The 26,647-nt window shown below is 64.6% G+C and carries 23 protein-coding genes; 16 read left to right on the top strand and 7 right to left on the bottom strand.

What is annotated here, in order from left to right; translation table 11 throughout:
- Window positions 1–96: 96 nt before the first annotated feature.
- The 4 genes from E8E95_RS09595 to E8E95_RS09580 are packed head-to-tail and all read right to left on the bottom strand — an operon-like array spanning window position 97 to window position 3,649.
- Entirely contained in the window at window positions 97–324 is a 228-nt protein-coding gene (locus tag E8E95_RS09595) for a hypothetical protein (protein WP_280349615.1), read from the bottom strand.
- Window positions 252–1,664 carry an AMP-binding protein gene (locus E8E95_RS09590; protein ID WP_280349614.1) on the bottom strand — a complete coding sequence of 471 codons (1,413 nt, stop codon included), beginning with the start codon at window positions 1,662–1,664 and terminating at the stop codon, window positions 252–254. Before E8E95_RS09590 ends, E8E95_RS09595 begins: the two co-directional genes overlap by 73 nt.
- Window position 1,665: 1 nt before the next feature.
- Window positions 1,666–2,823 carry an acyl-CoA dehydrogenase family protein gene (locus tag E8E95_RS09585; protein ID WP_280349613.1) on the bottom strand — a complete coding sequence of 386 codons (1,158 nt, stop codon included), beginning with the start codon at window positions 2,821–2,823 and terminating at the stop codon, window positions 1,666–1,668.
- Between the two features lie 10 nt (window positions 2,824–2,833).
- On the bottom strand, window positions 2,834–3,649 hold the full coding sequence (locus E8E95_RS09580; RefSeq protein ID WP_280349612.1) for an IclR family transcriptional regulator: 816 nt from the start codon (window positions 3,647–3,649) through the stop codon (window positions 2,834–2,836).
- Window positions 3,650–3,934: 285 nt separating this feature from the next.
- Between E8E95_RS09580 and E8E95_RS09575 the strand changes: the two genes are divergently transcribed.
- The 11 genes from E8E95_RS09575 to E8E95_RS09525 all read left to right on the top strand — a co-directional run bounded on the left by E8E95_RS09575 (window position 3,935) and on the right by E8E95_RS09525 (window position 18,262).
- Window positions 3,935–4,705 carry an enoyl-CoA hydratase gene (locus E8E95_RS09575; RefSeq protein ID WP_280349611.1) on the top strand — a complete coding sequence of 257 codons (771 nt, stop codon included), beginning with the start codon at window positions 3,935–3,937 and terminating at the stop codon, window positions 4,703–4,705.
- A 3-nt stretch (window positions 4,706–4,708) separates the two neighbouring features.
- Window positions 4,709–6,229: a 3-hydroxyacyl-CoA dehydrogenase gene (locus E8E95_RS09570; protein WP_280349610.1), complete on the top strand. Its 1,521-nt coding sequence runs from the start codon at window positions 4,709–4,711 to the stop codon at window positions 6,227–6,229.
- Between the two features lie 17 nt (window positions 6,230–6,246).
- Window positions 6,247–7,446, top strand: a complete 1,200-nt coding sequence (locus tag E8E95_RS09565; protein WP_280349609.1) for a 3-oxoadipyl-CoA thiolase — start codon at window positions 6,247–6,249, stop codon at window positions 7,444–7,446.
- A gap of 10 nt (window positions 7,447–7,456) precedes the next feature.
- Window positions 7,457–9,235 (top strand): acyl-CoA dehydrogenase C-terminal domain-containing protein, encoded by a 1,779-nt coding sequence (locus E8E95_RS09560; RefSeq protein ID WP_280349608.1) that lies wholly within the window; start codon window positions 7,457–7,459, stop codon window positions 9,233–9,235.
- A gap of 24 nt (window positions 9,236–9,259) precedes the next feature.
- On the top strand, window positions 9,260–10,321 hold the full coding sequence (locus E8E95_RS09555; protein WP_280349607.1) for an AraC family transcriptional regulator: 1,062 nt from the start codon (window positions 9,260–9,262) through the stop codon (window positions 10,319–10,321).
- Between the two features lie 488 nt (window positions 10,322–10,809).
- Window positions 10,810–11,865 carry a 3-keto-5-aminohexanoate cleavage protein gene (locus tag E8E95_RS09550; protein ID WP_280349606.1) on the top strand — a complete coding sequence of 352 codons (1,056 nt, stop codon included), beginning with the start codon at window positions 10,810–10,812 and terminating at the stop codon, window positions 11,863–11,865.
- Window positions 11,866–11,949: 84 nt separating this feature from the next.
- Entirely contained in the window at window positions 11,950–12,771 is an 822-nt protein-coding gene (locus tag E8E95_RS09545; RefSeq protein WP_348532576.1) for an SDR family NAD(P)-dependent oxidoreductase, read from the top strand.
- Window positions 12,772–12,801: 30 nt separating this feature from the next.
- Complete coding sequence (locus E8E95_RS09540; protein WP_280349604.1) at window positions 12,802–13,542, top strand: carboxymuconolactone decarboxylase family protein; 741 nt, start codon at window positions 12,802–12,804, stop codon at window positions 13,540–13,542.
- 100 nt (window positions 13,543–13,642) lie between these two features.
- Window positions 13,643–14,977 (top strand): MFS transporter, encoded by a 1,335-nt coding sequence (locus tag E8E95_RS09535; RefSeq protein ID WP_280349603.1) that lies wholly within the window; start codon window positions 13,643–13,645, stop codon window positions 14,975–14,977.
- Window positions 14,978–15,071: 94 nt separating this feature from the next.
- Complete coding sequence (locus E8E95_RS09530) at window positions 15,072–16,910, top strand: DUF1302 domain-containing protein (protein ID WP_280349602.1); 1,839 nt, start codon at window positions 15,072–15,074, stop codon at window positions 16,908–16,910.
- Complete coding sequence (locus tag E8E95_RS09525; protein WP_280349601.1) at window positions 16,910–18,262, top strand: DUF1329 domain-containing protein; 1,353 nt, start codon at window positions 16,910–16,912, stop codon at window positions 18,260–18,262. Before E8E95_RS09530 ends, E8E95_RS09525 begins: the two co-directional genes overlap by 1 nt.
- Before the next feature lie 459 nt (window positions 18,263–18,721).
- Here E8E95_RS09525 and E8E95_RS09520 read toward each other — a convergent pair whose 3' ends face one another.
- Window positions 18,722–19,594, bottom strand: a complete 873-nt coding sequence (locus E8E95_RS09520; RefSeq protein ID WP_280349600.1) for a LysR family transcriptional regulator — start codon at window positions 19,592–19,594, stop codon at window positions 18,722–18,724.
- A 92-nt stretch (window positions 19,595–19,686) separates the two neighbouring features.
- Between E8E95_RS09520 and E8E95_RS09515 the strand changes: the two genes are divergently transcribed.
- Both E8E95_RS09515 and E8E95_RS09510 read left to right on the top strand, forming a co-directional pair.
- Window positions 19,687–20,712 (top strand): putative sulfate exporter family transporter, encoded by a 1,026-nt coding sequence (locus E8E95_RS09515; protein ID WP_256873389.1) that lies wholly within the window; start codon window positions 19,687–19,689, stop codon window positions 20,710–20,712.
- Window positions 20,713–20,780: 68 nt separating this feature from the next.
- Window positions 20,781–21,644, top strand: coding sequence for an MBL fold metallo-hydrolase (locus E8E95_RS09510; RefSeq protein WP_280349599.1), 864 nt, complete (start codon window positions 20,781–20,783; stop codon window positions 21,642–21,644).
- A 31-nt stretch (window positions 21,645–21,675) separates the two neighbouring features.
- On the opposite strand, the gene E8E95_RS09505 is transcribed toward E8E95_RS09510, so the two are convergent.
- Window positions 21,676–22,605, bottom strand: a complete 930-nt coding sequence (locus tag E8E95_RS09505; RefSeq protein ID WP_280349598.1) for a LysR substrate-binding domain-containing protein — start codon at window positions 22,603–22,605, stop codon at window positions 21,676–21,678.
- 211 nt (window positions 22,606–22,816) lie between these two features.
- On the opposite strand from E8E95_RS09505, the gene E8E95_RS09500 reads away from it, so the two are divergent.
- The 3 genes from E8E95_RS09500 to E8E95_RS09490 all read left to right on the top strand — a co-directional run bounded on the left by E8E95_RS09500 (window position 22,817) and on the right by E8E95_RS09490 (window position 25,463).
- Window positions 22,817–23,584 (top strand): SDR family NAD(P)-dependent oxidoreductase, encoded by a 768-nt coding sequence (locus E8E95_RS09500; RefSeq protein ID WP_179059768.1) that lies wholly within the window; start codon window positions 22,817–22,819, stop codon window positions 23,582–23,584.
- A 9-nt stretch (window positions 23,585–23,593) separates the two neighbouring features.
- Window positions 23,594–24,349: an SDR family oxidoreductase gene (locus E8E95_RS09495; RefSeq protein ID WP_280349597.1), complete on the top strand. Its 756-nt coding sequence runs from the start codon at window positions 23,594–23,596 to the stop codon at window positions 24,347–24,349.
- 229 nt (window positions 24,350–24,578) lie between these two features.
- Window positions 24,579–25,463 (top strand): LysR substrate-binding domain-containing protein, encoded by an 885-nt coding sequence (locus tag E8E95_RS09490; protein ID WP_280349596.1) that lies wholly within the window; start codon window positions 24,579–24,581, stop codon window positions 25,461–25,463.
- Between the two features lie 13 nt (window positions 25,464–25,476).
- Here the strand turns inward: E8E95_RS09490 and E8E95_RS09485 are convergent, their stop codons facing one another.
- A complete protein-coding gene (locus E8E95_RS09485) occupies window positions 25,477–26,406 on the bottom strand; it encodes a dihydrodipicolinate synthase family protein (RefSeq protein WP_280349595.1) in 930 nt (309 codons plus the stop codon).
- Window positions 26,407–26,647 lie beyond the last annotated feature (241 nt).

The raw sequence follows: 26,647 nt of genomic DNA, 5'->3' as shown, positions 1-26,647 counted from the left end.
CTACAGGATTGTGCCGAAGGTGAGCCGAGCGTCACCCCTCGCCCTCTGGGAGAGGGGCCGGGGGTGAGGGTTGCCACAGGCTGGCTCGATGCTCAGCTATTTCGCGAATAAATTCGCCCCCACAGGACTCAACGCAAGTTTCTTCAGTTCGTGCTTGAGAACCTTGCCGGTGGCCGCGGCGGGAAGGGCGGTCAGCACGCGGATTTCCATGGGGCGCTTGTAAGGCGAAAGCCGGTCCGCAAGAAACGCCTTCAGCCCGCCCGCATCGAAGCCATCGGGATCGGCGACCTGGAGGAAGGCAACCACCACTTCATTGCCCTCCACCGGACGCCCCACCACCGCTGAGAGCACCACGCCGGGATAGGCATTGAGCACCGCCTCACTTCCGGCGGATAGACGTTGAAGCCCGAGCGAATGATCAGCTCCTTGCTACGGCCGACGATGAACAGCGCGCCGTCGCTAGCCTGGCGGGCCAGGTCTCCGGTATTCAGCCAACCGTCCGCAGTGAGGACCTCGGCCGTCTGCTCCGGAGCACGGTAATAGCCCTTCATCACGTTGGGGCCACGCACCCACAGCTCGCCCACTTCACCGGGCGCAACCTCGTGTTGGCGCTGGTTGTCCAACAGACGGATTTCCAGGCCGGGAATCGGTCGCCCCACGGAGGTGTCGCGGCGCGGTTCGTCGATGCGGGTCTGGCTGACCGTTGGCGAGCTTTCAGTCAGGCCGTAGCCGTTGTGCAGCGGGATACCGAAACGTCTCTCCACCGCGTGCTTGAGGGTTTCGTCCAGCGGCGAGCCCCCGGCATACATGAAGCGCAGATGCGGGGCCTTCAGCTCCAGGCGGCCGGCATCGGCCAGTTCCAGTAGCCGGGCATACATGGCGGGCACGCCCTGCATCAGGGTCACGCCGTCTTCGCGCAAGGCACGGGCCAGTTCTTCAGGGTCGAAGCGCGATTCGAGCTGCAGGGCCGCGCCGGCGAACAGGCTCGCCAGGCACACGGCGGAAAGGCCGTAGACATGGGAAATGGGCAGCACCGCGTAGACCCTGTCGCTGCTGCCAAGCTGGCGCAACAGGCTGGCGGAGTGGGCGATGTAGAGCAGGTTGCGATGGGTCAGCATCACGCCCTTGGGCGCGCCGGTGGTGCCGGTGGTGTAGATCATCGCCGCCACCTGGCGGGTCGGATCTGCCTCCACGGGTTCCGGCTGGCAATCCTCGTTCAGTGGACCGAGGTGGTAACCACCCAGGCATCCGAGTACGCGCACTTCAGCCCCGGCCTGTTCGGCATGGGCAGCCGCATCGCGGGAGACGGAACTGCCATATAGCACCCGGCGGGCGCCGCAGTGCTGGCGGATGTTCTCGATCTCACCAGGCGAGAGACGTGCGTTGACCACCACGGCCCAGGCATCGAGCTGGCTGAGGGCGAGCAGGGCGGCGACCAGCAGGCCGCAGTTTTCCGCCACCAGCATCACCCGGTCGCCACCGCGAATTCCGTCCAGCGCGAGGCGCTCGGCGAGGCTCGCGACGGCGACGCGCAGTTCGCCGTAGCTCAGGGTCTCGCCACGTTCATGCAGTGCCGGGGCGCAATCGTGGATGTCCGGGTGGCGATCGAGAATCTGGTGCAGGCGGGTCGGCAGGCCGGCGAGTACGTCTTCACGGGTCAGCATCTCAGTTCTGCCCCGCGCGACGGATGAGGTTGCGGGCGATCACCAGTTGCTGGATCTGGGTGGTGCCTTCGTAGATGCGGAACAGGCGCACGTCGCGGTAGAAGCGCTCGATGCCGTACTCGCTGACATAGCCGGCGCCGCCGAAGATCTGCACCGCGCGATCGGCCACTCGGCCACACATTTCCGAAGCGAACATCTTGCAGCAGGAGGCTTCCATCGAGACGTCCTGCTTGAGGTCGCGCTTGCGTGCCGCGTCGAGCACCATGCAGCGGGCGGCGTAGATGTCCGCCTGACTGTCGGCGAGCATGGCCTGGATCAGCTGGAACTCCGCCAGGGCCTGGCCGAACTGCTTGCGTTCCAGAGCGTAGGTCAGGGCATCGTTGAGCATGCGTTCGGCGGCACCCACGCACACGGCCGCGATGTGCAGGCGGCCTTTGTCGAGCACGCGCATAGCGGTCTTGAAGCCGACGCCTTCGACCCCGCCGATCAGGTTGGCGGCGGGAATCCGGCAGTCCTGGAAGATCACGTCGCAGGTGTGGGCGCCTTTCTGACCCATCTTCTGGTCGATCTTGCCCAGGCTGACGCCGGGCGTGCCGACCTCGACCACGAACGCGGAAATGCCACCGGCCCCCTTGATCGTCGGATCGGTGCGCGCCATGACCGTGAAGATGCCGGCCTCGGGCGCGTTGGTGATGAAACGCTTGGTGCCGTTGAGCACGTAGCTGTCGCCGTCGCGGACTGCGGTGGTGCGCAGCGAGGCGGCGTCGGAGCCGGAGTCCGGCTCGGTAAGGGCGAAGGAACCGATGAGCTCGCCAGCGGCCATGCGCGGCAGGTAGCGGCGTTTCTGCTCCTCGGTGCCATCAATGATCAGGCCCTGGGAACCGATGCCGTTGTTGGTGCCGATCAACGAGCGGAAAGCCGGTGAAGTCTTGCCAAGCTCGAAGGCGACCAGGACTTCCTCTTCCATGCTCAGGCCAAGCCCGTCGTACTCCTGCGGAATGCACAGGCCGAACAGGCCAAGCGCTTTCATCTCATCGACGATATGCCCGGGAATCCGGTCGGATTCCGCTACCTCGGCCTCGTTGGGCACCAGGCGTTCACGGACGAAGCGCGACAGGTTTTCGAGCAGCAGGTTGAGTGTTTCCTGATCGTTGATCATTGCGGTCCTCTTATTGGAATTGTCGGCCCAGGTTGGCTCCGACGTTGCGTACCAGGTGGGCCAGGCGCGGTCCGACGTCGTCTTCCAGCATGTGCTGGCGCAGCACGAAGGCCGGGCCCCCGCAGCTGAAGGCAACGACGCCGGAACCGTCCGACTGGATGAGGGGAACGCCGACGGCGTTGATGTCTTTCTGCCAATCGCCGCAGGAGAGGCAATAGCCGTGGTCCTGGTAGTGGCGGAAGGCTTTGTCCAGTTGCTCGCGGGTGGTGGCCCAGTCGTCGTCGCGGGCCTTCAACTGATCGAGCAGCAGGTCACGCTCGGCGTCGGGCAGTGCCGCCAGGTAGGCGCGGCCCATGGCGGTGCTGGTCATGGGAATGCGCGAGCCCACGTCGAGGCGCAGGCTCAGCGGACCCGGCCCCTGGCAGTTCTCGATGTAGACCATGCTCAGGCGGTCGCGGGCGCCGAGGGAGACCGAACACTGCGTCTGGTCGGCGAATTCCTGCATGAGGGGACGGGCTTGCTTGCGGATATCCAGGCCGTTGAGGTGGGCATAGCCGAGGGCGAGCACGCCGGTATCCAGGGCGTATTTGCCCAGGCTTTCCACGTACTGCAGGTAGCCCAGGCGGGTCAGGGTGTAGGTCAGCCGCGAGACGGTCGCCTTGGGCAGACCGCTGCGCTTGACCAGTTCCTGGTTACCCAGCAGCCGTTCGCCGGGGCGGAAGCAACGCAGCAGCTCCAGGCCACGGGCCAGGGCCGTGACGAACTGGCGGTCCTGCTCCAGGTCCTGGCTGTCGAGTTCGGTGTCGATACGTCCACGCTTTTCCATCGTCGTTCCTCGTGCGTCGGGGGGGCTCCCCGAAGCGCCGGCCGGATGCTGGCACAGGAAAAAACGGGGAGTCAACAAAATCAAAACTGAGTTTCGCATAGCGGAACATACGGTTCCAGTTGAAAATCACCCGTCATCCGCTCAAGGCCTCATGCTCACTGGTTTGCGCGCAAATTTGTGCTGGGTGATGAATCGTCAGCGATTTACAACGGCAAGCGGAATTGCTTAGGCTGGATTGCAATGCAAAACACGGTTCCGCAGTGCGGAACATATAAGGTGCAAGCCATGAGTGAAATCCTTGTCGAACGGCCGCTGCCCGGTGTGGCAGTCATCCGTCTCAACCGCCCCGATGCCCGCAACGCCTTGAACCAGGCCGTGCGTGAACAACTGGCGGCCCACTTCACCGAACTCTCCAGCGATGGGCACGTGCGCTGCATCGTGCTGACCGGCGGCGACCAGGTCTTCGCCGCCGGTGCCGATATCCGCGACATGGCCGAGCGTGGCGCCATGGAGATGTTTCAGCGCCAGACCCACCGGCTGTGGGCGGCGATTGCCCAATGCCCGAAACCGGTGATCGCGGCGGTGAATGGATTCGCCCTGGGCGGCGGCTGCGAGCTGGCGATGCACGCCGACCTGATCGTGGCAGGCGAGGGCGCCAGCTTCGGCCAGCCGGAAGTCCGCGTCGGCATCATGCCGGGAGCCGGCGGCACCCAGCGCCTGACCCGTGCGGTGGGCAAGTTCCAGGCAATGCGCATGCTCCTCACCGGCCTCCCGGTCAAAGCCCCCGAGGCGTTGCGCATGGGGCTGGCCAGCGAGGTGGTGGCCGACGATCAGGTGCAGTCGCGTGCCCTGGAACTGGCGGAGCTGATCGCCGGCATGCCGCCGCTGGCGGTCATGCAGATCAAGGAGGTGCTCCTGGCGGGCCAGGATGTCTCGCTGGACACGGCGCTGATGCTGGAGCGCAAGGCCTTCCAGTTGCTGTTCGATTCCGCCGACCAGAAAGAGGGCATGCGTGCCTTCCTGGAAAAGCGCAAGCCAGTCTATTCGGGGAGCTGAAGCATGAGCGTTCGTGAAATCCGCGACATGGCGGTGGTGGGAGCCGGCGTGATGGGCGCGGGCATTGCCCAGATCGCGGCCCTGGCTGGCCTCACCGTGTACCTCTTTGATGCCCGCGAGGGCGCCGCTGAAAGCGCACGTCAGGGGCTGGTGGCGACCTTCGACAAGCTGGTGGCCAAGGGCAAATTCGACAGCGCCACGGCGCAGGCCGCCGCCGCCCGCCTGCGGCCGGTAAACAACATCGCGGAACTGGCCGACTGCCAGTTGGTGGTGGAAGCCATCGTCGAGCGGCTCGATGCCAAGCGTGCCCTGTTCGCCGAGCTGGAAAGCGTGGTGGCCGACGATTGCATCCTGGCGACCAATACCTCGTCGCTCTCGGTCACCGCCATCGCCGCTGGCTGCCGGTTGCCGGGGCGGGTAGGGGGCTTCCACTTCTTCAATCCCGTTCCGCTGATGAAGATCGTCGAAGTGATCGACGGCCTTCAGGGCGAAGCCTGGGTCGGCGAAACACTGCTCGCGCTGGGCGAGCGTTTCGGTCACGTCGCGGTTCGCGCCAAGGACACGCCCGGCTTCATCGTCAACCACGGTGGGCGCGGCTATGGCACCGAGGCGATGCGGATTCTCGGCGAGTCGATCACCGACGAAGCCGGCCTGGACCGCATCCTTCGCGAGCAGGCGGGCTTCCGCATGGGACCGTGCGAGCTGTTCGACCTGACCGGGCTGGATGTGTCCCATCCGGTAACCGAATCGATCTACGCGCAGTACTACCAGGAACCACGCTACCGGCCTTCGGTCATCACCCGCCAACGGCTGGAGGCCGGTCTCCTCGGGCGCAAGAGTGGACAGGGCTTCTATTGCTACGTGGATGGCGTCCAGCAGGTCCCTGAAGAGCCGGCGGTTCCAGTCGTGGCAAACCTGCCCCCGGTCTGGGTCAGCCATGTGCGCCCGGCGTACAGGGCGAACGTGGTGGCGCTGCTGGAAAACCTCGGCGCGACTGTGGAACTGGGCCTGCGTCCCAGTGACGAGGCGCTGTGCCTGGTACTGCCATTGGGTGGCGACGCCACCAGCAGTGCCAAGGCGGAAGGACTGGACCCGTTGCGCACGCTGGCCCTGGACATCCTGCTGCCGCTGGATCGGCGCCGTGTGCTGATGACCACGCCGGTGACTGGACCGGGCTGGCGCGACGCCGCACATGCACTGCTCGCCGCCGACGGTGTGCCCGCCAGCCTGATCCATGACAGTGCGGGCTTCGTCTCCCAGCGGGTGTTCGCGCAGATCATTAATATCGCCTGCGACATGGCCCAGCAACGCGTCGCCACGCCGGGCGATATCGATCGTGCCATCCGCCTTGGCCTGGGCTACCCGCAGGGGCCGCTGAGCTGGGGCGACGCCCTGGGTGCCGAAACCATCCTGCAGGTGCTGGACAACCTCCACACCTTCTACCGCGATCCACGCTACCGCCCGAGTCCATGGCTGATCCGCCGGGCCATGCTCGGCCTGTCGCTGCTCACCCCCGACAATTGAATTCCAAGGAAATCCCCATGCTCGATGCCTACATCTACGACGGCCTGCGCACACCTTTCGGCCGTCATGCCGGCGGCTTTGCCGCCATCCGTCCCGACGACCTCGTCGCACAACTGATGCGTGCCCTGGTGGAGCGCTCGCCCTTTGCCGCCGAGCAGATCGAGGATGTGATTCTCGGCTGCACCAACCAGGCGGGTGAGGACAGCCGCAACGTCGCACGCAACGCGCTGCTCGCTGCGGGCTTCCCGGTCACGGTGGCCGGGCAGACGGTCAACCGCCTCTGCGCCAGCGGCCTGGCGGCGGTACTGGATGCTGCCCGTGCGGTGAGTTGCGGTGAGGGTGGCCTGTACCTGGCCGGGGGCGTGGAAAGCATGAGCCGCGCGCCGTTCGTGCTGGCCAAGGCCGAGTCGGCCTATAGCCGCGAAGCGAAGATCTTCGATACCACCTTGGGCGCGCGCTTCCCCAACCCGAAGGTGAATGCCCAGTTCGGCGCCGACAGCATGCCGGAGACCGCCGACAACGTGGCCCGTGACTACGGCATCGATCGCGCCCAGGCGGATGCCTTCGCCCTGGCTTCGCAGCAGCGCTATGCAAGCGCGCTGGAATGCGGCTTCTTCGCCGAGGAGATTCTCCCCGTGGAAGTGCCGGCCGGTCGCAAAGGGACTCTCACCATCAGCGTTGACGAACACCCGCGCCCGGATGCCAGCGCCGAGGGTCTGGCCAAGCTGCGCCCGCTTTTCGAAGGTGGGGTGGTAACCGCTGGCAACGCCTCCGGTATCAACGATGGTGCCGCGGCCCTGCTGATCGGCACGCGCGAAGTCGGGGAACGCGTCGGCGCAATGCCGCGTGCACGCATCCTCGCGGGTGCCGCCGCCGGAGTCGCGCCGAGGGTCATGGGCATCGGTCCGGCCTACGCCATTCCAAAGGCCCTGGAGCGCGCCGGGCTGACCCTGGCGGACATGGACCTGATCGAAATCAACGAAGCCTTCGCCAGCCAGGTCCTGGGTTGCCTGACACTGCTCGGCCTCCCGCATGACGATCCCCGCGTCAATCCCAATGGCGGCGCCATCGCCCTCGGCCATCCCTTGGGTGCATCCGGCGCACGCCTAGTCCTGACTGCGCTGCGTCAACTGGAGCGCAGCGGTGGACGCTACGCCGTGGTCAGCCTGTGCATCGGCGTCGGCCAGGGCCTGGCTGTCGTGATCGAACGTCTTTGAGGAGAAACCCATGGCTACCTATCAGGCTCCACTGCGGGACATGCGCTTCGTGCTGGAGGAAATGCTCGAACTCTCCAGCCATGCCGACCTGCCGGGTTTCGGCGATGCCACGCCCGACGTGGTGGCGGCGATCCTCGAAGAAGGTGCAAAGCTCGCCGGCGAGGTGCTGGCACCGCTGAATGCGGTGGGTGACCATGAGGGCTGCCGGCTGGAGGAGGGCGAGGTCCGCACCGCCCCGGGCTTCCGCGAGGCCTACCGGCTGTATGCCGAAGGCGGCTGGAGCGGGCTGACTGCCTTGCCCGAGTACGGCGGCCAGGGCCTCCCTCATGTGCTGGGGATCGTCATCCGCGAGATCATGACCAGCGCCAACCTGGCCTTTTCCATGTTCGCCGGCCTGACTCATGGCGCGGCGAATGCCATCGCCAACGGCGGCACCGAGCAGCAGAAGGCGCTCTACCTGCCGCCGATGATCGAAGGTCGCTGGACCGGCACCATGAACCTCACCGAGCCGCACTGCGGCACCGACCTCGGCCTGCTGCGCACCCGCGCCGAGCCTCATGCCGACGGCAGCTACCGGGTCAGCGGCACGAAGATCTTCATCTCCGCCGGTGAGCACGACCTGGCGGAAAACATCGTCCACCTGGTGCTCGCCCGCCTGCCCGATGCACCACCCGGCGTGAAGGGCATCAGCCTGTTCATCGTGCCGAAGTTCCTGGTCAACGCCGACGGTTCGCTGGGCGAACGTAACGCCGTACACTGCGGTTCCCTGGAAGAGAAGATGGGTATCCACGGAAACCCCACCTGCGTGATGAACTACGACGGTGCCAGCGGCTACCTGATCGGCCAGCCGCACCAGGGCCTGCGGGTGATGTTCGTGATGATGAATAGCGCGCGACTGGCCGTCGGGGTGCAGGGGCTGAGCCTGGCCAGCGTCGCCTACCAGAACGCCGCCCGCTACACCCGCGAGCGCCAGCAGGGTCGGGCGCCGGGTGGGGCAGTGGCGCCGGAGCTGGCCGCCGATCCGATCGTCGCCCACCCTGACGTGCGCCGGATGCTGCTGAGCCAGCGCGCCTTCGTCGAGGGCGGACGCGCCTTGGCTTACTGGGCCGGCCTGCAGGTAGACCTGGCGCACAAGCACCCCGACGCACAGGTGCGCGAGGAGGCCAACGACCTGCTCGGCCTGCTGACGCCGATGATCAAGGCCTATTGCACGGACAAGGCGGTGGACTGCACCAACCTGGCGATGCAGTGCTTTGGCGGCCACGGCTACATCCGCGAATGGGGCATGGAGCAGTTCGTCCGCGATGCGCGCATCACGCCGCTGTACGAAGGCACCAATGGTGTCCAGGCGATGGACCTGGCCGCGCGCAAACTGCCGCTGGAAGGCGGCCGGGCGGTGCGCCGCTTCATCGGCCTGATCGCGGCATTCTGCAACCGCCACGACGACGAGCTGGACGAATTCGTCGGGCCGTTGCGCGAGGCGCTTGGGCACTTGCAGGCGGCCACCGACAGGTTGCTGCAGGATTCGACGCCCGCGCAGACCGCGGCGGCTGCGGTGGATTACCTGCAGCTCACCGCGCTGGTGGCTTTCGCCCACCAGTGGGCGCGCATGGCGCTGGTTGCCCAACACCGGCTTGCGGAGAGCTTCGACGACGCGGCGTTCTACCGCGCCAAGCAGCACACCGCGCGCTTCTTCTTCCAGCACATGCTGCCGGAGACGGCGATACACTTGCAGCGTATCCAGGCGGGGGCCGACGTGTTGATGGCCTTCGATCCCGAGCAGTTCTAAGGCGTCACGCCAGGGGAGACGGCCATGAAACGAGCGACGTCCAGAGTGGAGGAAAAGTCCTTCCCGCTGGGCGCGCTCATTTCCCTTTCGGCCGTACTGGAGGAGCGGGGTGTCGACCCCTGGCCGTTGCTGGCCGGATTCGGCGTTCATCGCGCTTCCTTCAGCCAACCCCTGACGCCGCTGCCCATCGTCGACCACGGCCGCATCCTGGAGGCGGCCGCGGAACTGTCCGGCTGCGATCATCTCGGCCTGCTGCTCGGCCAGCGCGCCAATCTGGAGAATGCCGGCCCGCTGCGCTTCCTGGTGCTCAACGCACCGACGGTACGTGACGCCACGGAAAGCCTGATCCGCTTTTGTGGCCTCTGGTATCGCGGCTTGCATGTGCGCCTGACAGAAGAGCAGGGCTATGCCGGCATTCGCCTGTCCCTCGATGCCCGGATGCCGGGTTGCGACCAGTTGCTCACCGCCTACCTGACCGCCACCGTCAGCATCCTCGAAATGATCCTCGGCCATGCCTGGCGGCCCGCGCTGGTGCGTATCGCCTACCGCAAACCGAAGTCGTCGGCACTGTACGAACGGCACTTCCGTTGCCCGGTGTGGTTCGGTCAGTCGCAGCACGAGGTGCTGTTCCCCCAGGTGTTGCTGGACAAGCCCAGGTCCGGGCATGACCGCCAACTGGACAGCTTTCTCCGCCAGCATCTCAACGAGCTCCAGGCCCAGGAGCAGATGGAGCTGGCAGCACAGGTGCGCCAGGTTATCGAGGGCCTGTTGCAGCGGGGCGACTGCTCGGCCGAGCGGGTTGCCGAGTTCTTCGCCGTGCACCGCTTCACCCTCTATCGCTATCTGAGCGAAGAGCACACCAGCTTCGAGATCCTCCTGGAGGAAACACGCCGGGAGCTGGCCATCAAGTACCTGGGCGATGCCACGCTGCCGGTGGCCGAAGTCGCCAGCCGCCTGGGCTACGAAACCCAGGGCAACTTCACCCGCGCGTTCAAGCGCTGGTACGGCCAATCCCCCCGCGACTGGCGCAAGACCGAGACGCCGCCAGCGTCCATCGGCGCACGCCTGGCCAGCGGCCGGCGCTGAGCGATCCCCGCAATCGTTGGGCCGCGCTGAGACCCGCTCTTGTAGGTTGGCGTAGAGCGAAGCGAAACCCAACGCTGCGCAATCACCCCTGTAGGAGCGAGCTTGCTCGCGAACAACGGAGCCCGACCCTTCGCGAGCAAGCTCGCTCCTACATGAAAGCCTCCGTGCACTTCCGAAGCCTGGCTCTGCTCCCGTAGGTTGGTGTAGAGCGAAGCGAAACCCAACGTTGCGCAATTGAACCGCTGAGCACAGGCCTGACCTGTAGGAGCGAGCTTGCTCGCGAACCACCGAGCCCGACCTTTCGCGAGCAAGCTCGCTCCTACACCAGAGTCCCAGCCGGCACGCAATCACTTCCTCGCCTGTGACGAAATGATAAAAAACTGCGCCAGGATGATAAAAATCCGGGTCGGCACATCGGTAGTTTCTCCATCAGCTCAGAGGCGCATTGCGCCCACGTTCAATAACGACAAGACGGACGGAGAAACACCATGCATTTCCTCGACGACAGCCTGTTCCCGGAAAACCAGGAAAAACTGGTGATCCAGGTCGCCCCCTACGGCCCGCAGTGGCTGCCGAGCGACTCTGACGATATTCCGGTGAGCATGGATGACCAGATCCAGAAAGCCATCGATTGCTACAACGCCGGCGCCACCGTGCTCCACGTGCATGTTCGCGAAGACGACGGCAAGGGCTCCAAGCGCCTGAGCAAGTTCAACGAAATGCTCGGCCTGCTGCGCCAGGCGGTGCCGGACATGGTGCTGCAGGTTGGCGGCTCCATTTCCTTCGCGCCCGAAAGCGAAGGCCAGGCCGCCCAGTGGCTGGACTACGACACCCGCCACATGCTGGCCGACCTCGATCCCAAGCCGGACCAGGTCACCATCGCGATCAACACCAGCCAGATGAACATCTGCGAAATGCTGACGCCCGATGATGTGGTCGGTACCATCCTGGAGCGCCCCGAGTACTTCAAGGCGTATCAGGAGATGGTTTCCGACTCGCGTCCGTCCTTCTTCATCGAGCACCTCAAGCGTCTGCAGGCTGTCGGCATCCAGCCGCACTTCATGCTGGGTCACGTCCATCAGCTGGAAACCGTCGAGCGCCTGATCCGCAAGGGCCTGTACACCGGTCCGCTGATCCTCAACTACGTCGCCATCGGCGGCGGCGCGGCGGGCCTGGACCCGTCCGACATGATCGAGTTCGTCAAACGCACGCCGCCGGGCTCCGTTCTCACCATGGAAAGCGCCATGCGCGCCGTGCTGCCGATGAATGCCATGGCCATCGCGCTGGGCCTGCATGTTCGCGTCGGCATCGAGGACACCCTCTGGGGCCGCAAGGGCGAGCGCATGACTTCCGTGCAGCAGATCGAGCAGACCGTGCGCGTGGCGCGTGAGCTGGGTCGCGACATCGCCAACGGCCAGGAAGCCCGCCGCATCTACCAGATCGGCGAGACCTACGGCAGCGCCGACGAGACCATCGCCCGCCTGGGCATGGCGCCCAATCGCAAGCCGGGACAGCGCGGCTTCACCGTACCAGGCATGGGCTGAGCGGCCGGGCCGTCCTCATGAAAGGAACCGGTTGCTAAAAGGCGGCCGGCTTTCCCCCGAGCGAATTTGCCGAGAGGTGCATCCATGAGTCTGCAAGGAAAAGTCGTGCTGGTGACCGGCGTCGGTCCCGGCCTGGGCAAGGCCTGCGCCGAAGCCTTCGCCAAAGTTGGTGCGCGGTTGGTGATCTGCGATGTCAGCGAGCAGTCGCTGTCCGAAGCACAGGCTGCCGTGGAAGCCCACGGCGCCGAATGCCTGGCGCTGCGCTGTGACGTGTCGTCCAGCGCCGAGGTGCGTGCCCTGTTCGAGCGCATCGTCGAGCGTTTCGGCACCCTGCATGTGCTGGTCAACAATGCCGCGCTGACGCCCAACCGGGAAATCGACACCCAGCGTCGCAGTGCGCTGTACCGCTACATCTCCACACCCGAGCCCCGTCGCTCGTTGGGTTTCACCCGCGAGATCAGCGACGAGGAATGGCACCGTTACTGGGGCGTGAATGTCCACGGGGTGTTCTATTGCACCCGCGAGGCGCTGAAGCTCATGGAGCCGCAGCGTGACGGCAAGATCGTCAACATTGCGTCCATCGCCGGCCTGTCCACCAAGAGCGCCCACAGCCCGCATTACTGCGCGACCAAGGGCGCGGTGATCGCCTTCACTCGTTCGGTCGCCTATGAAGTGGCGGGCGCGAACATCTTCGTCAATGCCATGGCACCCGGTGGCGTGGCGACGCCGGCGTTCAATGCCTACCTCGACCAGATCGGTGAGGAAGGCCGCAACCGCCTCTGGCAGGGCTGCCCGCTGGGCCGCTTCGGCACGGTCGAGGAATACGCCGGAACCGTGCTCTACCTCGCGGGCGATCATTACCTGGTCGGCCAGGTGATCAGCCCCAATGGCGGCTCGGTGGTCTGAGCCGCCATCCCTGCAGGAAATGACAAGAACATGAACGAAACCCCGAATTACAACGCCCTGCGCGCCGCCGGCCTGTTCGATGCGTCGCTCGATCGCCTGGCGGAGTGGGCGCCGGACTGGACCGAGAATGTCATGGCGCTGGTGCAGGACAGCCAGACCAATGACGTGCTTGATCCCAAGCTGGTTGCGCTGATTCGCCTGAACATCGACGTCACCGCGACCCACCTGTACGCCCCTGGCGTGCGCCGACATGTGCGCGATGCCCTGCGCCTGGGTGCGACCCGGGCGGAAATCCTCGAAGTATTCAAGCTGGCCAGCGTGGTGGGTATCCATGCCTGCGCCCTGGGCGTGCCGATTCTCGCCGAGGAACTGGCCCATGCCGGGCTGCCGGATGAAACGGTGGAACCGGGTGTCACGCCGGTCTGCGACGCGGTGCGCGCCAACGGCATGTTCAACCCGCTCTGGGAAACCATCTACCGCTGGGATGCCCAGTACCTGGAGAAATTCCTCGGCATGGGCTTTGGCCTGTGGAAGGACGGCATCCTGCCGCCGCTGTGGATCGAGTTCCTCTGCATCTCCGGTGATGCGGCGATCACTCACCTGTACGGCCACGGCACCCGTCGCCATATCCAGGCGGCGCTGCAGTTGGGCGCGAGTCGCGAACAGGTGCTGGAGGTGCTGAAGCTCGTCAGCCTGCAAGGCATCGAAGCCTGCGAGCTGGGCGTGCCGATGCTGGACGAAGAAATCCGCGCACTGGCGGAAAAAGGTTGAGGACGGCAGTGGGCACCTGTCGCCCACTGCCTCGCCGAGGCCACCACATGAACAAGAATAAGAAGATCCCACGCAGCCAATCGCTGCAGGAGGTATGGCCATGAGTTCCGTGGCTGAGCAAGGTCGACTGATGACCGCTGCACAGACTGCCCATGAGGTGAAGCTGACCTATCGCAAGGTGATCTGGCGGCTGTTGCCGTTCCTGTTCCTGGCGTACGTGATCAACGCCATCGACCGCATCAACATCTCCTTCGCCAAGCTGCGCATGGCCGAGGACCTGGCCTTGAGCGATGCCGCCTACGGACTGGGTGCAGCGGCATTCTTCGTTGGCTACATCCTCTTCGAGGTGCCGAGCAACCTGTACATGCAGCGTGTCGGTGCGCGCGCCACCATCACCCGGATCATGGTGCTCTGGGGCCTGGTGACCATCAGTACCAGCCTGGTGGAGACCGCCACCGGCCTCTATGTGGTGCGCTTCCTGCTGGGCGTCGCCGAAGCCGGCTTCTTCCCCGGGGTTATCCTGTACCTGACCTACTGGTTCCCGGCTTCGCGTCGGGGCCGCATCACCTCGATCTTCCTCATGGCAGGCATAGTCGCGGGCATCGTCAGTGGCCCGCTGGCCGGCTGGATCATGACCCACTTCCACGGTTGGGCGGGCTTGAAGGACTGGCAGGCACTGTTCGTTCTCGAAGGCATTCCGGCCGTGCTGCTCGGCCTGTTCGCCTGGTTCTGGCTGGACGACAAGCCACAGCAGGTGAAATGGCTCAGCGAGCGCGAAAAGCAGATCGTCCTGGACGCCCTGGCGGCCGAGCACAGGGAGGCCGGGGCAGGGCATGGCTCCTTCCTGCACCTGCTGCGTGATCCGCGCGTATTCATGTGCGGCCTGGTGTTCTTCTGCATCTATTCGGGCACCAACACGGTGGCCTACTGGATGCCCACGCTGATCCAGGGTTTCGGCCTCGCGGACATCCGCCAGATTGGCCTGATCAGCAGCCTGCCCTATGCCGTGGCGCTGGTGGCGATGTACCTGCTGGGCCGCAGTTCAGACCGCCACCTTGAGCGTCGCTGGCACCTGGCCCTGACCATGCTCACCGGTGCCGGCAGCTTCGTCCTGCTCGGGCTGTTCCAGGGCAACCTGATGCTGTCGGTGCTGTTCATGAGCGTGGGCGCCGCCGCCTGCCTGTCTGCCGTGCCGCTGTTCTGGACCATCCCGCCGACCTACCTGTCTGGCGCGAGCGCCGCGGGTGGCATCGCCCTGATCAGCAGCCTGGGCGGTATCGCGGCGATGGTCAGTCCGGTGCTGGTGGGCGGTATCAAGACCCAGACCGGCAGCCTCTACCTGGCCTTCGACGTGATCGCCGGCCTGCTGGTGATCGGCGCCAGCGTCCTGCTGCTGGCAATCCCCGCCCGGGTGCTTCGCGACCACCGAGCCTGACCTTCCCGAACCCTCCGTTCGCCCACCCACATTGGGGCCGTCAAGGCCCCGATGCGGGAGCGATTCACCACTAAAACAACAAAAGGTGATCTGCATGACACACGCTGAACCCCATCTGCGCCCGGCAAGGTATCGCCGGTTCGCGCCCAGCCTTCTGGCTGCCGGTGTTGCCCTGGCGGCCCTGGGCAGCCCCTCGGCCAAGGCCGTGACCTTCGACATCAATGACGACTGGAAGCTGTCGACCAATACGACCCTGACCCTGGGTTCGAGCTGGGCGCTGCGCAACGCCGACCCGGATCTGGTCTATGCGCCGGATGCCCAAAGCATCGGCAAGCCCGGCAGCGGCATTGACACCAACGGCGATGACGGCCGGCTGAACTTCGACAAGCACGATGCGTTCTCCCAGGTGTTCAAGGGACTCACGGAGTTCGACCTGAACGACGGCGGGCAGGGCGCGTTCCTGCGCTTCAAGTACTGGTACGACCACGCCCTGGAAACCGGCAACGGTGATTTCAAGAAGTTCGACGACTCCGGCTGGGACGACCTGTCGAAGTTCAAGGGCTTCGAACTGCTCGATGCCTATGTCTGGAAGGACTTCGAGATCGGCAACGGCATGCCGCTCAACGTCAAGCTCGGCAAGCAGGTGCTGACCTGGGGCGAGGCGCTGTTCTTCCAGAACGGCATCAACGCGATCAACCCCCTCGATGTTTCCGCCTTCAACCGCCCCGGCGTGGAGCTGAAGGAAGGCCAGCTGCCGGTGGAAATGCTCAGCTTCAACTTCGGCCTGAGTGACACCCTCAGCCTGGAAGGCTTCTACCAGTACAACTTCCGGCCTTCAGTGCTCGATGGCTGCGGCACCTTCTTCCAGTCGGCGGACTTCGCCCCTGAAGGCTGCGGCCCGATCGTCGCGGCGGTGACCGGCAATCGCACCACGGCCAATGCCCTGGCCTCCGGCACCTTCGTTCCGCGCAGCCAGACCGAATGGCCGAACGACGACGGTCAATACGGCATCGCCTTGCGCAAGGTGCTGGAAGACCTCAACGACGCCGAGCTGGGCCTCTATTACGCCAACTATCACAGCCGTTTCGCGTCGTTCAACGGCACCGCAGTGCAGGCTGCGGGGCCGGCCAACTTCAAGACCGCCAGCTACAACTCGGTGTACCCGGAAGACATCCGCCTCTATGGCATCAGCCTCAGCGGCGTGGTGGGTGGAACAGCGGTGTTCGGCGAGCTGAGCTACCGACCCAACCAGCCGCTGGGCTTCAACGGTAACGACACCATCCAGTTCCTGCTACGCAGCCCCAATACCCCGTTCACCGATCCGGGAGTGACGCCGGCACTCGGTGCGCCAATCGAAGGCTACGAGCGCAAGCCGGTGTCCCAGTTCAGCCTGGGCGCTACCGACACGATCTCCAACGTGCTGGGCGCCACGCGCTTCGCCTGGGCCGCCGAAGCCGCGGTCAACCATATCGCCGACCTGGGCGACGAACGCTTCGGCCGCAGCGGCGCCTATGGTCGCAGTGAGCTGACCACCACCGCCTACAACCCCGCCGTGACGGCCAGCTACTGCATCACCCCCGGCACCGCGAACCTGAGCCTGCAGCAGGTCCAGGCGCTGAACGCAAAGAACTGCAACGGCAATCGCGGCTTCTTCAACGACTGGTCCTGGGGCTATCGCCTGCGTGGCGCCCTCAGCTACGAGGGCATCCTCCCCGCGACCGTGGTCACCCCGAGCATCAACTTCCGCCATGACGTGGACGGCTATGGCCCGAACTTCCAGGAAGGACAGAAAGCAGTGGGCCTCTCGCTGCTGTTCGAGTACCGCAACGATTACTCGCTGGAGCTTGCCTACAACGATTTCTTCGGCTCGAACAAATTCACCACCCTCGACGATCGCGACTTCGCATCGGTCAACTTAAAGGTGAGCTTCTGATGAACCGTACCCTGAAAAAACTGCCCCTCGCCCTGACCCTGTTTGCCCTGTGCATGCAGACTTCCGCCTTCGCCAAGAGCACCGATGCCAGCGAGTTCGACAGCCAGCTCAACCCCATGGGGGGAACGCTGGCTGCCAACGCCGACGGCAGCATCCCGGCCTGGGATGGTGGCCTCAAGCCCGGCGGCCTGAGCGCCGACACCAACGGCAACTACGCGGACCCGTTCACGGCGGAAAAGCCGCAGTACGTGATCAACGCCGCCAACGCCGCGCAGTACCAGGCGCTGCTGACCCCAGCGCAGCTGGCCATGCTCAAGCGCTTCCCCAGCTATGTGATGAATGTCTACCCGACCCACCGCACCGCGCGCCTGCCGGAGAAGGTGAACGCGGCGACCCGTGCCAATCTCAGCCAGGTCAAGCTGGCGGACAAGGGCTATGGGGTGATCGGCTATAGCCAGGGCGTTCCCTTCCCGGAACCCACCGAAGCGCTGGAAGTCATGTGGAACCACATGGCCCGCTACGTCGGCAGCTCCCTGGATCGGGAGATGGCCTCCGCCACCGTGCAGGAGAACGGTACTTCCACGGTGGTCAACTACCAGCAGGCCGTGCACTGGCGTTCGGCGCTCGGCGACCTCGTACCGGAGGAAAACGTTCTCTACTACAGCATCATCCGCGCCCTCAGCCCGTCCCGTGTCGCGGGTGAAATCACCATGGTCCACGAGCCGCTGAACCAGGTGATGGAGCCGCGCGGTGCCTGGCAGTACATCCCCGGCCAGCGCCGTGTGCGTCGTGCGCCGACCGTGGCCTACGACAGCAGCGCCCGCTACAGCTACGGCCAGCTCACCAGCGATGGCGTGGGCGGTTTCAATGGCGCGCCCGATCGCTACGAGTGGAAGCTGCTAGGCAAGCAGGAGCGGCTGATTCCGTACAACAGCTACAGGCTGGCGAGCAAGTCGCTCAAGTACGCCGACATCCTCAAGCCGAACCACATCGACCCGAACCTGGTGCGCTATGAGAAGCACCGCGTCTGGGTGGTCGAGGCGACCCTGAAGGGTGATGCGCGGCATGTGTACGGCAAGCGCCGCTTCTACATCGACGAAGACATCTGGCAGATCGCCTCGTCCGAGATGTACGACAATCGCGGCGAGCTGTGGCGCATGTACGAGAACTACCCGATGCAGCTGGCGGATATCGAAGTGCCGTTCCCGGCCATGGACGCGACCTACGACCTGATTTCCGGGCGCTACACCACCAACTTCATGACCAACGAGTACCAGAAGAAGATGGTCTTCAACGAGCCTGGCATGAAGGCGGACTACAGCCCCTCGGCCCTGCGCCGCTGGGGCAAGTAGGGCCCGTCGCTCCTTTGGATTTTCATCGACGCCCGTTCCCTCGACGGCTTGATCCCCACCGCTGCCTCGGCAGCGGTTTTTTTGTCCTGGAGCAGCAGGACTGCGTCCTGCCCAGCGATTGAAATCGCCCCCACAGGGGACTGAGCTGAAGTTATGCCGAGCGTCACCCCTCGCCCTCCGGGAGAGGGGCCGGGGGTGAGGGTGTTGCCTGCTAGCTCGGTGCCTGGCCATTTCGCGAATGAATTCGCTCCCACAGGACTGCGCTGAAGGTGAGTTCGTAGGATGGGTGGAGCGGAGCGATACCCATCAACCCCGAAGGGGCCACTGCGTGGCCTTGGCGAATGAATTCGCCCCCACAGGACTGCGCCGAAGCTAATCGCCGCGTCACCCCTCGCCCTTCAGGGAGAGGGGCCGGGGGAGAGGGTGGTGCAGGCTAGCTCGATGTCAGGCCATTTCACCCTACAGAAAGTCCAGGAAACGCCTGAGACCACGAGTCGGCTGCTTGTCCTGGTGGATGGCGCGATAGAACACGCGTTTTAGCGGGCCGCTGGGGGAGGGCAGGGTGCACAGCTGTCCCAAGGCGAGCTCGCCACGCACCATGAGTCGGGAAACGCAGGCGATGCCTGCACCGGCAATCACACAACGCTTGATCGCCTCGCCGTCGGAAACCTCCAGCAGCTGGCGCGGGCTGCCCAGCCAGGGGCCGATCAGGTGTTCCAGCATGCTCCGGGTGCCCGAACCCGGCTCGCGCATGATCCAGCGTGTGCTCGCCAGCTCCTCGGCCGTTGGCGCCTTCAACCTGGACAACGGATGGCTCGGCGCCGCGATCAGCACCAGTTCGTCGTCCAGCCAGGGTCGTACGTCGATGTCCGGGTGCTGCACCGGTCCTTCCACGAATGCCACGTCCACCGTGAAGTTGCACAGGGACTCCACGATGCGTTCGGTGTTCTCCACCTTCAGTTCGAGGCGGCTGTCCGGCTCGGCCTCGAGAACGGCCGCCAGTTTCTCCGGCAGCAGGTAGCCGCCGATGGTGGTGCTGGCGCCAATGCGCAGATGGCAGGCGAGTTGCTGCTGGAAGAGCGATTCCACCTCCTGGGCGCCTTCGAGGGTCGCTTGCGCACGGGGGTACAGGCGACGCCCGTGCTCATTCAGCACCAGGCGCTTGCCGTGGCGATCGAACAGTCGCGTGCCCAGCTGATGCTCCAGGTCCTGCAAGGACATGCTGGCCGCCGATTGGGTGAGACTGAGTTCCTTGCTGGCGCGCGTGACGCTGCCGAGATCGGCGATGGCGATGAACGTGGCGAGTTGGCGGAGGGTGATGCGGCATTGCATATCAGCATTCCTGATATGACCAATAAGAATAGGTCGCTTCGTTTAGGTTATATGCCGCGGCAAGCTTGCGCTACCACAAGCGAGGTATCGCCATGCTAGTCCTGAGTCGCACTGAACGTTCGCCTTTCGTCCTCCTCGCCGGGGTCGGCGTCAGCTTCCTGCTGGCCGGCCTGGCGCTCTGGCTTTCCACGACTTCGGCCCTGCAGGGAATGGGCCTTGGCGCGCTGACCCTGGCCATGCTGCTGGGACTGCTGGCCGGCAACCTGTCTTCCGGACGCATCCACGACGCACTCGGCGCCGGCCTGCAATTCTGCAAGCAACCGGTCCTGCGTTTCGGCGTCGCGCTCTACGGCTTGCGCCTGACGGTCCAGCAGGTCCAGGCGTTGGGCGTACAGGCCTTCGTCATCGATGCCGTACTGATCCTCTCCACCATCACCCTGGCGATCTGGTTGGGCACACGGGTACTGCGCCTGGAGCGCGAGACCGCGATCCTGATCGGTGCCGGCCATGCCATCTGCGGGGCCGCCGCTGTGCTTGCCAGTGCCGGGATGGTGAAGGGGCGCAATGACCAGGTGGCCATAGCCATCGCCTGCGTGGTGCTCTTCGGCACCGTGGGCATGCTGCTCTACCCCTGGGTGTTCACCCTCGCGCCGACGCTGTTGGGAGACAGCCATGGCTTCGGCGTATTCACCGGGGCGACCCTGCATGAAGTGGCCCAGGTGGTCGCCGCCGGCCAGGCCATGGACCCGCAGGCAGCCGAAGCAGCCATCGTCGCCAAACTGATTCGCGTACTGCTGCTGGCGCCTTTCCTGTTGGGCCTGGGGGTCTGGCTGTCCCGCCGCAGCGCGCCGGGCCACGCGGTGGCTCCGGTCAAGGTGCCGCTGTTCGTCATCGGTTTCGTGGTCTGCATGCTGCTCAACTCCTGGCTGCCCTTGCCGCAGGACCTGCACCAAATGGCGGTCGGCGCGGATGACCTGCTGCTCGCCGCGGCCATGGGCGCGCTCGGTTTCAGTACCCGCCTCAGCGACCTGCGCAAGGCCGGACTCAAGCCGCTGTTGCTGGCCTTCGCCCTGACCGCGCAACTGATGATCGTCGGCGGTGTGCTGAGCCTGATCTGACCACGCGGCACCGAGCCCGGGGAATCCATGCGAAGGACGCGCGCACTTGAAGTAATGAGGTAGAAATCGTGACACGTCGTCTTTCCGTTCTGGCCGGTCGCATGCGCAAGCTGGATGGCGGCAGCATGTTCGGCAGCCTGCCGCGCCAGCATTGGGCGGAGTGGGCCGAGCCCGACCAGGACAACCAGATCGCCCTTGCCGCGCGTGTCCTGCTGGTGCAAGAGCCCGGGCGGAATGTGCTGATCATGGCTGGTAGCGAACCCTTGCTCGCGCCGGTTCCCAGGACCTGCCGCTGCCAGCCGCAGCCGCTGGGCCTGCTCGACAGCCTGGCGCAGCGGGGGCTGGACGAGGACGACATCGATACGGTGATCCTGTGCCATGTACAGGCGTTGCTGCCGCCTGATGTTCGTAGCGCCTTCCAGGCCGGGGACCCACCGCGGTTGCTGTTCCCCAGGGCGGCTTACGTTACCGGCGCGCGCCAATGGTCCCGTGCGCTGCGCCCGCATCCCCGCGACCGCATCTGGTTCGTGCCGCAAATCCTCGATCAGCTCGAATCGAGCGGTCGTCTGGAACTGGTCGAGGACTACGCCTGCGACGTGATGGGGGAGGGGTGGAAGTTCCATGTCAGCGACGGCTACACGCCGGGACAGCTCCTCCCGGAACTGGAGATGCCCGCCGGGCCGGTGGTGTTCGCGGGCGACCTCATTCCCGGTTTGCATTGGCTGGATCTGGACATGGCCAGCGCCTTCGACCGCAATCCCGAATGCCTGGTCGAAGAGAAGGAAAGTCTGCTGGACCACGTGGTGGCTGCGGGCGGCCGTCTGATGTTGGCGCGCGACCCGTCTGTCGCCCTGGCAAAAGTCGCCCGAGACCGCCAGTCACGTTACTGCACGTTCGATCACCATCGTTGCCTGGACCGGTGCGAGACCTGAGCGTCGGCCGCTTCCACGGGAACTGGCCCGATCAGCCCCGCAGCTCCTGCGTCTGCTCCAGCAACCAGTCGCGGAGTATCTGCATTTCCATCGACCCAGCCAGGTCGCGGCGGCAGACGAAGTAGTGCCGGCGGTCGTTGGCAAGCAAGGTCTCGCGGGTCGGTCGTACCAGCTTGCCGGCGTCGAGTTGTGGCTGGACGAGATGGCGCCAGGCGAGGCCGACACCCACTTCCTCCTGCACGGCGTCCAGCAGCATCGAGAAGTGGCTGAAGTCCATTGTCTCCTTGCTCATCGACGCGTCGACGCCGAACTGCTTGAACCAGAATGCCCAATCCACCGGTGCCCAGAGCCTGGCTTTCCAGTGGCTGGCGCTGAGGTTCAGCAGCGTGACGCTCATCAGCCCCTCCAGGGTGGTGATCTGCGGGTTCTGTGCGAGGAATCCCGGCGTGCAGACCGGGAATATCTCTTCGGAGAAGAGGTACTCGGCCACGTACTGCGGATGCTCTTCGAGACCCAGCGTCACTGCGGCGCCGAAGCGCTCCTGATAGTCCGGGTTGGCGTCGGAGCTGATCAGATGCAACTGAAGCTCAGGATGCTCGGCGCGCAGTTGCTTCAGCCGTGGCATCAGCCATAGCTGGGCGAAGGCGGTGGTGGTGATCAGCGCCAGGTAATCCAGGCTGTTGCGCCGCAGCAGTTCGCGAGACGTGGTCGCGATGTGCTGCAAGGCGGAAGAGGCCGCCAGGAACAGCGAGTGCCCTTCGCTGGTGAGTTCGACCTTGCGGTTGCCACGCAAGAACAGCTTCAAGCCGTAGAAGTCTTCCAGCGTCTGTATCTGGCGGCTGACCGCCGCCTGCGTCACGCAGAGCTCCTCCGCCGCCATCTTGAAACTGCCATGTCGGGCGGCCGCTTCGAAGGTTCGCAACGCGTTCAGCGGCGGAAGGAGCTGTCTTAGGTTTTTCATGGGCGCAGATGCCGGGCTGGATGCTTGAGGCAGTTAACCAAAGCGCAATCGAGAATGACAGATGCCCGCCAACTAACTCGCGGATTCCTCGGCAGTGATTCTCGTGATCGCTTAACAAAAAGCTAAGCGAAACCCGCGCAAAACTCGTTTGTCAGCGGTTTGCCGTCTATCGATGATCGACCCCGGATCAACCAGTAGATGGGAGCAAGCCATGCGGTTCGAAAACAAAGTTGTCGTGATAACCGGGGGTGCCGGCGGCGTCGGTCAGGCACTGGTGAAACTGTTCGCTGCAGAAGGCGCACGCGTGATGATCTCAGACCTGAATGCCGAAGGTTGCCAGGCGATGGTCGAGCAGGCTCGCCAGCTCGGTGCCGAGGCCGACTGCCTGGCAGGCAATCTCCGGGAGAAGGAGTACTGCGAAGCGGTCATCGCGCGGACGGTGGAGCGTTTCGGAGGCGTCGACATCCTGCTCAACAACGCCGGCATCATTCCTCGCGGCACGATCGAAGAGACCACCGACGACATGTGGTTCACCGCGATGGACGTCAACCTCAATGCGGTGTTCTTCCTCTGTCGCGCCGCGATCCCCCATATGAAACAGCGCGGAGGCGGCGCCATCGTCAACACCTCCTCGGTCTGGGGCACCTATCCGGGGCCTGGCCACGTCGCCTATTGCACCAGCAAGGGCGCGGTGGCGGCACTGTCGAAAAACCTGGGCCGCGACTGCGCGCCCCTGGGCATCCGCGTCAATGCCGTGTGCCCGCATGAAATCAACACGCCGATGATCCGCAGCGGCTTCGAGCGCCGTGGCCTGGACCCGGACAAGGCCATCGAGGAACTGAACAAGACCGTGCCGCTGGGGCGCATCGCCGAGCCGGAGGACATCGCCGATGTGATTGCCTTCCTGGCATCCGACCAGGCGCGCTACATCGCCGGCGAGACGGTGGAAGTCACCGGCGCCAAACCGGTTTCAGGCTGAGGAATTTCCATGATGTTGAACAACAAGGTGGCCGTCGTGACTGGCGGCGGACGTGGGATCGGTCGCGGGATTACCGAAAAACTGCTGCAAGCCGGTGCCCGGGTGCTGGTCGCGCAGCGCCAACCGCTGGAGGACAGCCTGGCTGCCAACCCGCAAGTGGCCTGGGTTGAGGTCGACCTGGCCGAGCGCACCGCGCCCTCGATCATTGCGCGGGCCGTCGAGGATCGATTCGGTGGCGCCGATATCCTGGTCAACAACGCCGGATTCATGTTCGAGCGCTCGCTCGACGAGATGGACGAAGACGACTGGGACCGGATGATGGCCGTCAACCTGCGCGCACCGGTCTTCCTGGCCAAGGCACTGTTGCCACAGTTGCGTGTGCGGGGCGGCAGCATCGTCAACATCGGCTCCATCGAGGGCATAGGCGCCAATCCCTGGCACACGGCCTACTGCGGTTCCAAGGCCGGCGTCCATGGCTTCACCCGCGCCATGGCCGTCGACCTGGGACGTGACGGCATTCGCTGTAATGCCATCGCCCCCGGGTGGATCAACTCGGACCTCAGCCACTCCTACATCGACGCCCAGCCCGACCCTGGGCAAGCTCGCGCCGGCCTGCTCAAGCTGCACCCGGTCGGGCGTACCGGGGAGCCCCAGGATGTGGGCAATGTCGTCGTCTTCCTGGCCAGCGAGGCGGCGGCTTTCATCACCGGCCAGGTGATCGTCGTCGACGGGGGACGAACCGCGAAGTTGCCGTTGCCGTTCTGAGTGGCTCTGAGCGGCGCGTTGTAAGGTCGGCGCCCTCCGAATTGCCTATGCGGCAGAGGGGGGCGCTTCAATGAATGGCGCGGTTTAGCGGGATTGCCGACTTCCGTGTCTCCATGAAGTCGTCAACCTGCCTTACCTTCATTCAACAAAGCTAACTTGTGCCTTTCCCTGGTACTACCCAAGCTGCTGATGCGGCCAACCCGCTCCAGCGTTCCAAGGGAAAAACCAAGTGAATCCTCGCGTGATCTGCCCATCCATGTCGTCACTTCTTGCCTTCGAAGCTTCTGCCCGGCATGGGAGTTTCACGCGTTCGGCCAGGGAGCTCTGTCTGACCCAGAGTGCTGTAAGCCGGCAGGTGCAGGTGCTGGAGGAATCCCTTGGGGTGGAGCTGTTCGAGCGGACGGGGCGGCAGATAGCCCTGACGCAGGCTGGCCAAAACTACGCGGCGGAGATAGCCACTGCTCTGTCCGGCATACGAAGGGCAACGGAGCGTGTGATGCAACAGGGCGGGGAGGCTCTGGTGCTGAATCTCGCCGTCCTTCCTGCATTCGGCTCCAAGTGGCTGTTGCCAAGGCTTCCACGCTTCTACGCGGTCAATCCATCCATCCAGATCCATATCCATTCCCGGGTGGGACCAGTGGATTTCGGGAGTGGTCTGGACGCCGCGATCGTGGTCGGAGATGGTTGCTGGCCAAGCGTCGCGGCCTACCAATTGTTCGAAGAAGAACTGGTGCCCGTTGTCAGTGGACGATTGGCATCCACGGCAGTATGGCGACGGCCTGCAGACTTGGCGTCACTCAAGCTCCTGCAGGTGGCGGCAAGGCCGGATCTATGGCGATCCTGGTTCCAGGCACAGGGACTTGGCACGGAGTCCCTGGCGCTGGGCCCGAAGTTCGAGCTGACTGCCCATCTGCTTCAGGCGGTTTGTGCCGGTTTGGGCGCAGGGCTGGTACCGCGCTTTCTGGTCGAGGACGAGTTGGCCAGCGGGGTGCTGACTGTCCCGGTCGACGGGGTGTCGCTGCGTGGTACCAGTTACTACCTGGTCGCCCCCTGTCCGAAGGTCATGAACGAAGCTTTCATCGCATTCCGGCAATGGCTGCTCGACGAACTGTAGGCGCTCGACCTGACTAGAGGCGGGCACGAGGGTCGCGTTTCGCAAGTCGGGCCAACAGGAATTCGACTTCAAATACCGCCTGTTCCGACAAGGGTGCGAAGGGTCGCCGCTGGCGATCGCTTTGCAGCAGTCCACGGCGCATCAGCACGTACTTGCGCACTGCAAGTCCAACTCCAGGCTGTTGTTCGTAACGCAACAACGGAAGGTGGGCATCGAACAAGTCGAGGGCCTGCTCGACTCGGCCTGCGCGAACTTCCGTGACCATTTCGCAAAGCATGTCCGGGAAGCAATAGCCGGTATTTGCCCCATCCGCACCGCGCTGAAGTTCCTGATCCAGGAAGAGGCCGTTGTTGCCGCAGAGAATGGATATGCGGCGCATGCTGCCCTCGTTTTCGAAGCGCCGCAGCGCGCTGATCTTCTCCAGCCCTGGCCAGTCCTCATGCTTGAGCATTACGCAGGACTCGAGCTCGTTGACGATGCGGCGGATCACGGTGGGCGACATCTGTACCGAGAAGGTCAGTGGATAGTCCTGCAGGACAAAGGGCACGTCACTGCCGATGGCCTCAACGGCCTGGCTGTAGTACGAGAAAATCTGTTCGTCGGTTCTCAGCGTGTTGGGTGGGGCGATCATGACGCCGGCGGCGCCACGATCCATGACTTCACTCGTGAGTGCGCGCATCGCCGCGAATCCCGGCGCCGTCACCCCTACCACGACCGGCAGGTTGCCTGCCCCGCGAATCATCCTGGTGGCGACTTCCAGTGACTCGGCATATTCGAGTTTCGAAGCCTCACCTAGCTGACCCAGCACGGTAAGGCCGCTGGCGCCGGATGCCAGGTAGAAGTCCAGTAGTCGGTCGATGGAGTTTCCATCGATGGCGCCATTCTCCAGAAATGGAGTCGGCGCTATGGGGAAAACACCGTTGGTGTGGCAAGTCAGGCGCATTTGAATTTCCTCAGGAGCGGTTGCCAGGTGATGCCAGGGTAGGCGTCGTATGGCTACCGCCAAAGCGGAGAAAACTCATGCATGACATTCCATTCTCGAAGGCATCCGGTAGCGACTCCCGCAACTCGCCGCAGGACGTTCAGAACGCGCAGGAGCCCTTGTGCGCTGGGCTTTAAGACCTGTTCATGGCGTTTACAGATGGCCAAAAAAAGTGACTTGTTGGTGCCGTGTCCGAGGGGCA

Origin of the sequence: Pseudomonas sp. BN414 (assembly GCF_029871275.1) — a bacterium.
Taxonomy (GTDB): domain Bacteria; phylum Pseudomonadota; class Gammaproteobacteria; order Pseudomonadales; family Pseudomonadaceae; genus Metapseudomonas; species Metapseudomonas resinovorans_C.
The sequence above is the reverse complement of the archived record's forward strand: the minus strand, read 5'-3'. Positions and strand labels throughout refer to the sequence as shown.

Coding starts and splice junctions, on each gene's coding strand:
- E8E95_RS09590 (WP_280349614.1), bottom strand. CDS start 1,664: ATGCTGACCCGTGAAGACGTACTCGCCGGCCTGCCGACCCGCCTGCAC.
- E8E95_RS09585 (WP_280349613.1), bottom strand. CDS start 2,823: ATGATCAACGATCAGGAAACACTCAACCTGCTGCTCGAAAACCTGTCG.
- E8E95_RS09580 (WP_280349612.1), bottom strand. CDS start 3,649: ATGGAAAAGCGTGGACGTATCGACACCGAACTCGACAGCCAGGACCTG.
- E8E95_RS09575 (WP_280349611.1), top strand. CDS start 3,935: ATGAGTGAAATCCTTGTCGAACGGCCGCTGCCCGGTGTGGCAGTCATC.
- E8E95_RS09570 (WP_280349610.1), top strand. CDS start 4,709: ATGAGCGTTCGTGAAATCCGCGACATGGCGGTGGTGGGAGCCGGCGTG.
- E8E95_RS09565 (WP_280349609.1), top strand. CDS start 6,247: ATGCTCGATGCCTACATCTACGACGGCCTGCGCACACCTTTCGGCCGT.
- E8E95_RS09560 (WP_280349608.1), top strand. CDS start 7,457: ATGGCTACCTATCAGGCTCCACTGCGGGACATGCGCTTCGTGCTGGAG.
- E8E95_RS09555 (WP_280349607.1), top strand. CDS start 9,260: ATGAAACGAGCGACGTCCAGAGTGGAGGAAAAGTCCTTCCCGCTGGGC.
- E8E95_RS09550 (WP_280349606.1), top strand. CDS start 10,810: ATGCATTTCCTCGACGACAGCCTGTTCCCGGAAAACCAGGAAAAACTG.
- E8E95_RS09545 (WP_348532576.1), top strand. CDS start 11,950: ATGAGTCTGCAAGGAAAAGTCGTGCTGGTGACCGGCGTCGGTCCCGGC.
- E8E95_RS09540 (WP_280349604.1), top strand. CDS start 12,802: ATGAACGAAACCCCGAATTACAACGCCCTGCGCGCCGCCGGCCTGTTC.
- E8E95_RS09535 (WP_280349603.1), top strand. CDS start 13,643: ATGAGTTCCGTGGCTGAGCAAGGTCGACTGATGACCGCTGCACAGACT.
- E8E95_RS09530 (WP_280349602.1), top strand. CDS start 15,072: ATGACACACGCTGAACCCCATCTGCGCCCGGCAAGGTATCGCCGGTTC.
- E8E95_RS09525 (WP_280349601.1), top strand. CDS start 16,910: ATGAACCGTACCCTGAAAAAACTGCCCCTCGCCCTGACCCTGTTTGCC.
- E8E95_RS09520 (WP_280349600.1), bottom strand. CDS start 19,594: ATGCAATGCCGCATCACCCTCCGCCAACTCGCCACGTTCATCGCCATC.
- E8E95_RS09515 (WP_256873389.1), top strand. CDS start 19,687: ATGCTAGTCCTGAGTCGCACTGAACGTTCGCCTTTCGTCCTCCTCGCC.
- E8E95_RS09505 (WP_280349598.1), bottom strand. CDS start 22,605: ATGAAAAACCTAAGACAGCTCCTTCCGCCGCTGAACGCGTTGCGAACC.
- E8E95_RS09500 (WP_179059768.1), top strand. CDS start 22,817: ATGCGGTTCGAAAACAAAGTTGTCGTGATAACCGGGGGTGCCGGCGGC.
- E8E95_RS09495 (WP_280349597.1), top strand. CDS start 23,594: ATGATGTTGAACAACAAGGTGGCCGTCGTGACTGGCGGCGGACGTGGG.
- E8E95_RS09485 (WP_280349595.1), bottom strand. CDS start 26,406: ATGCGCCTGACTTGCCACACCAACGGTGTTTTCCCCATAGCGCCGACT.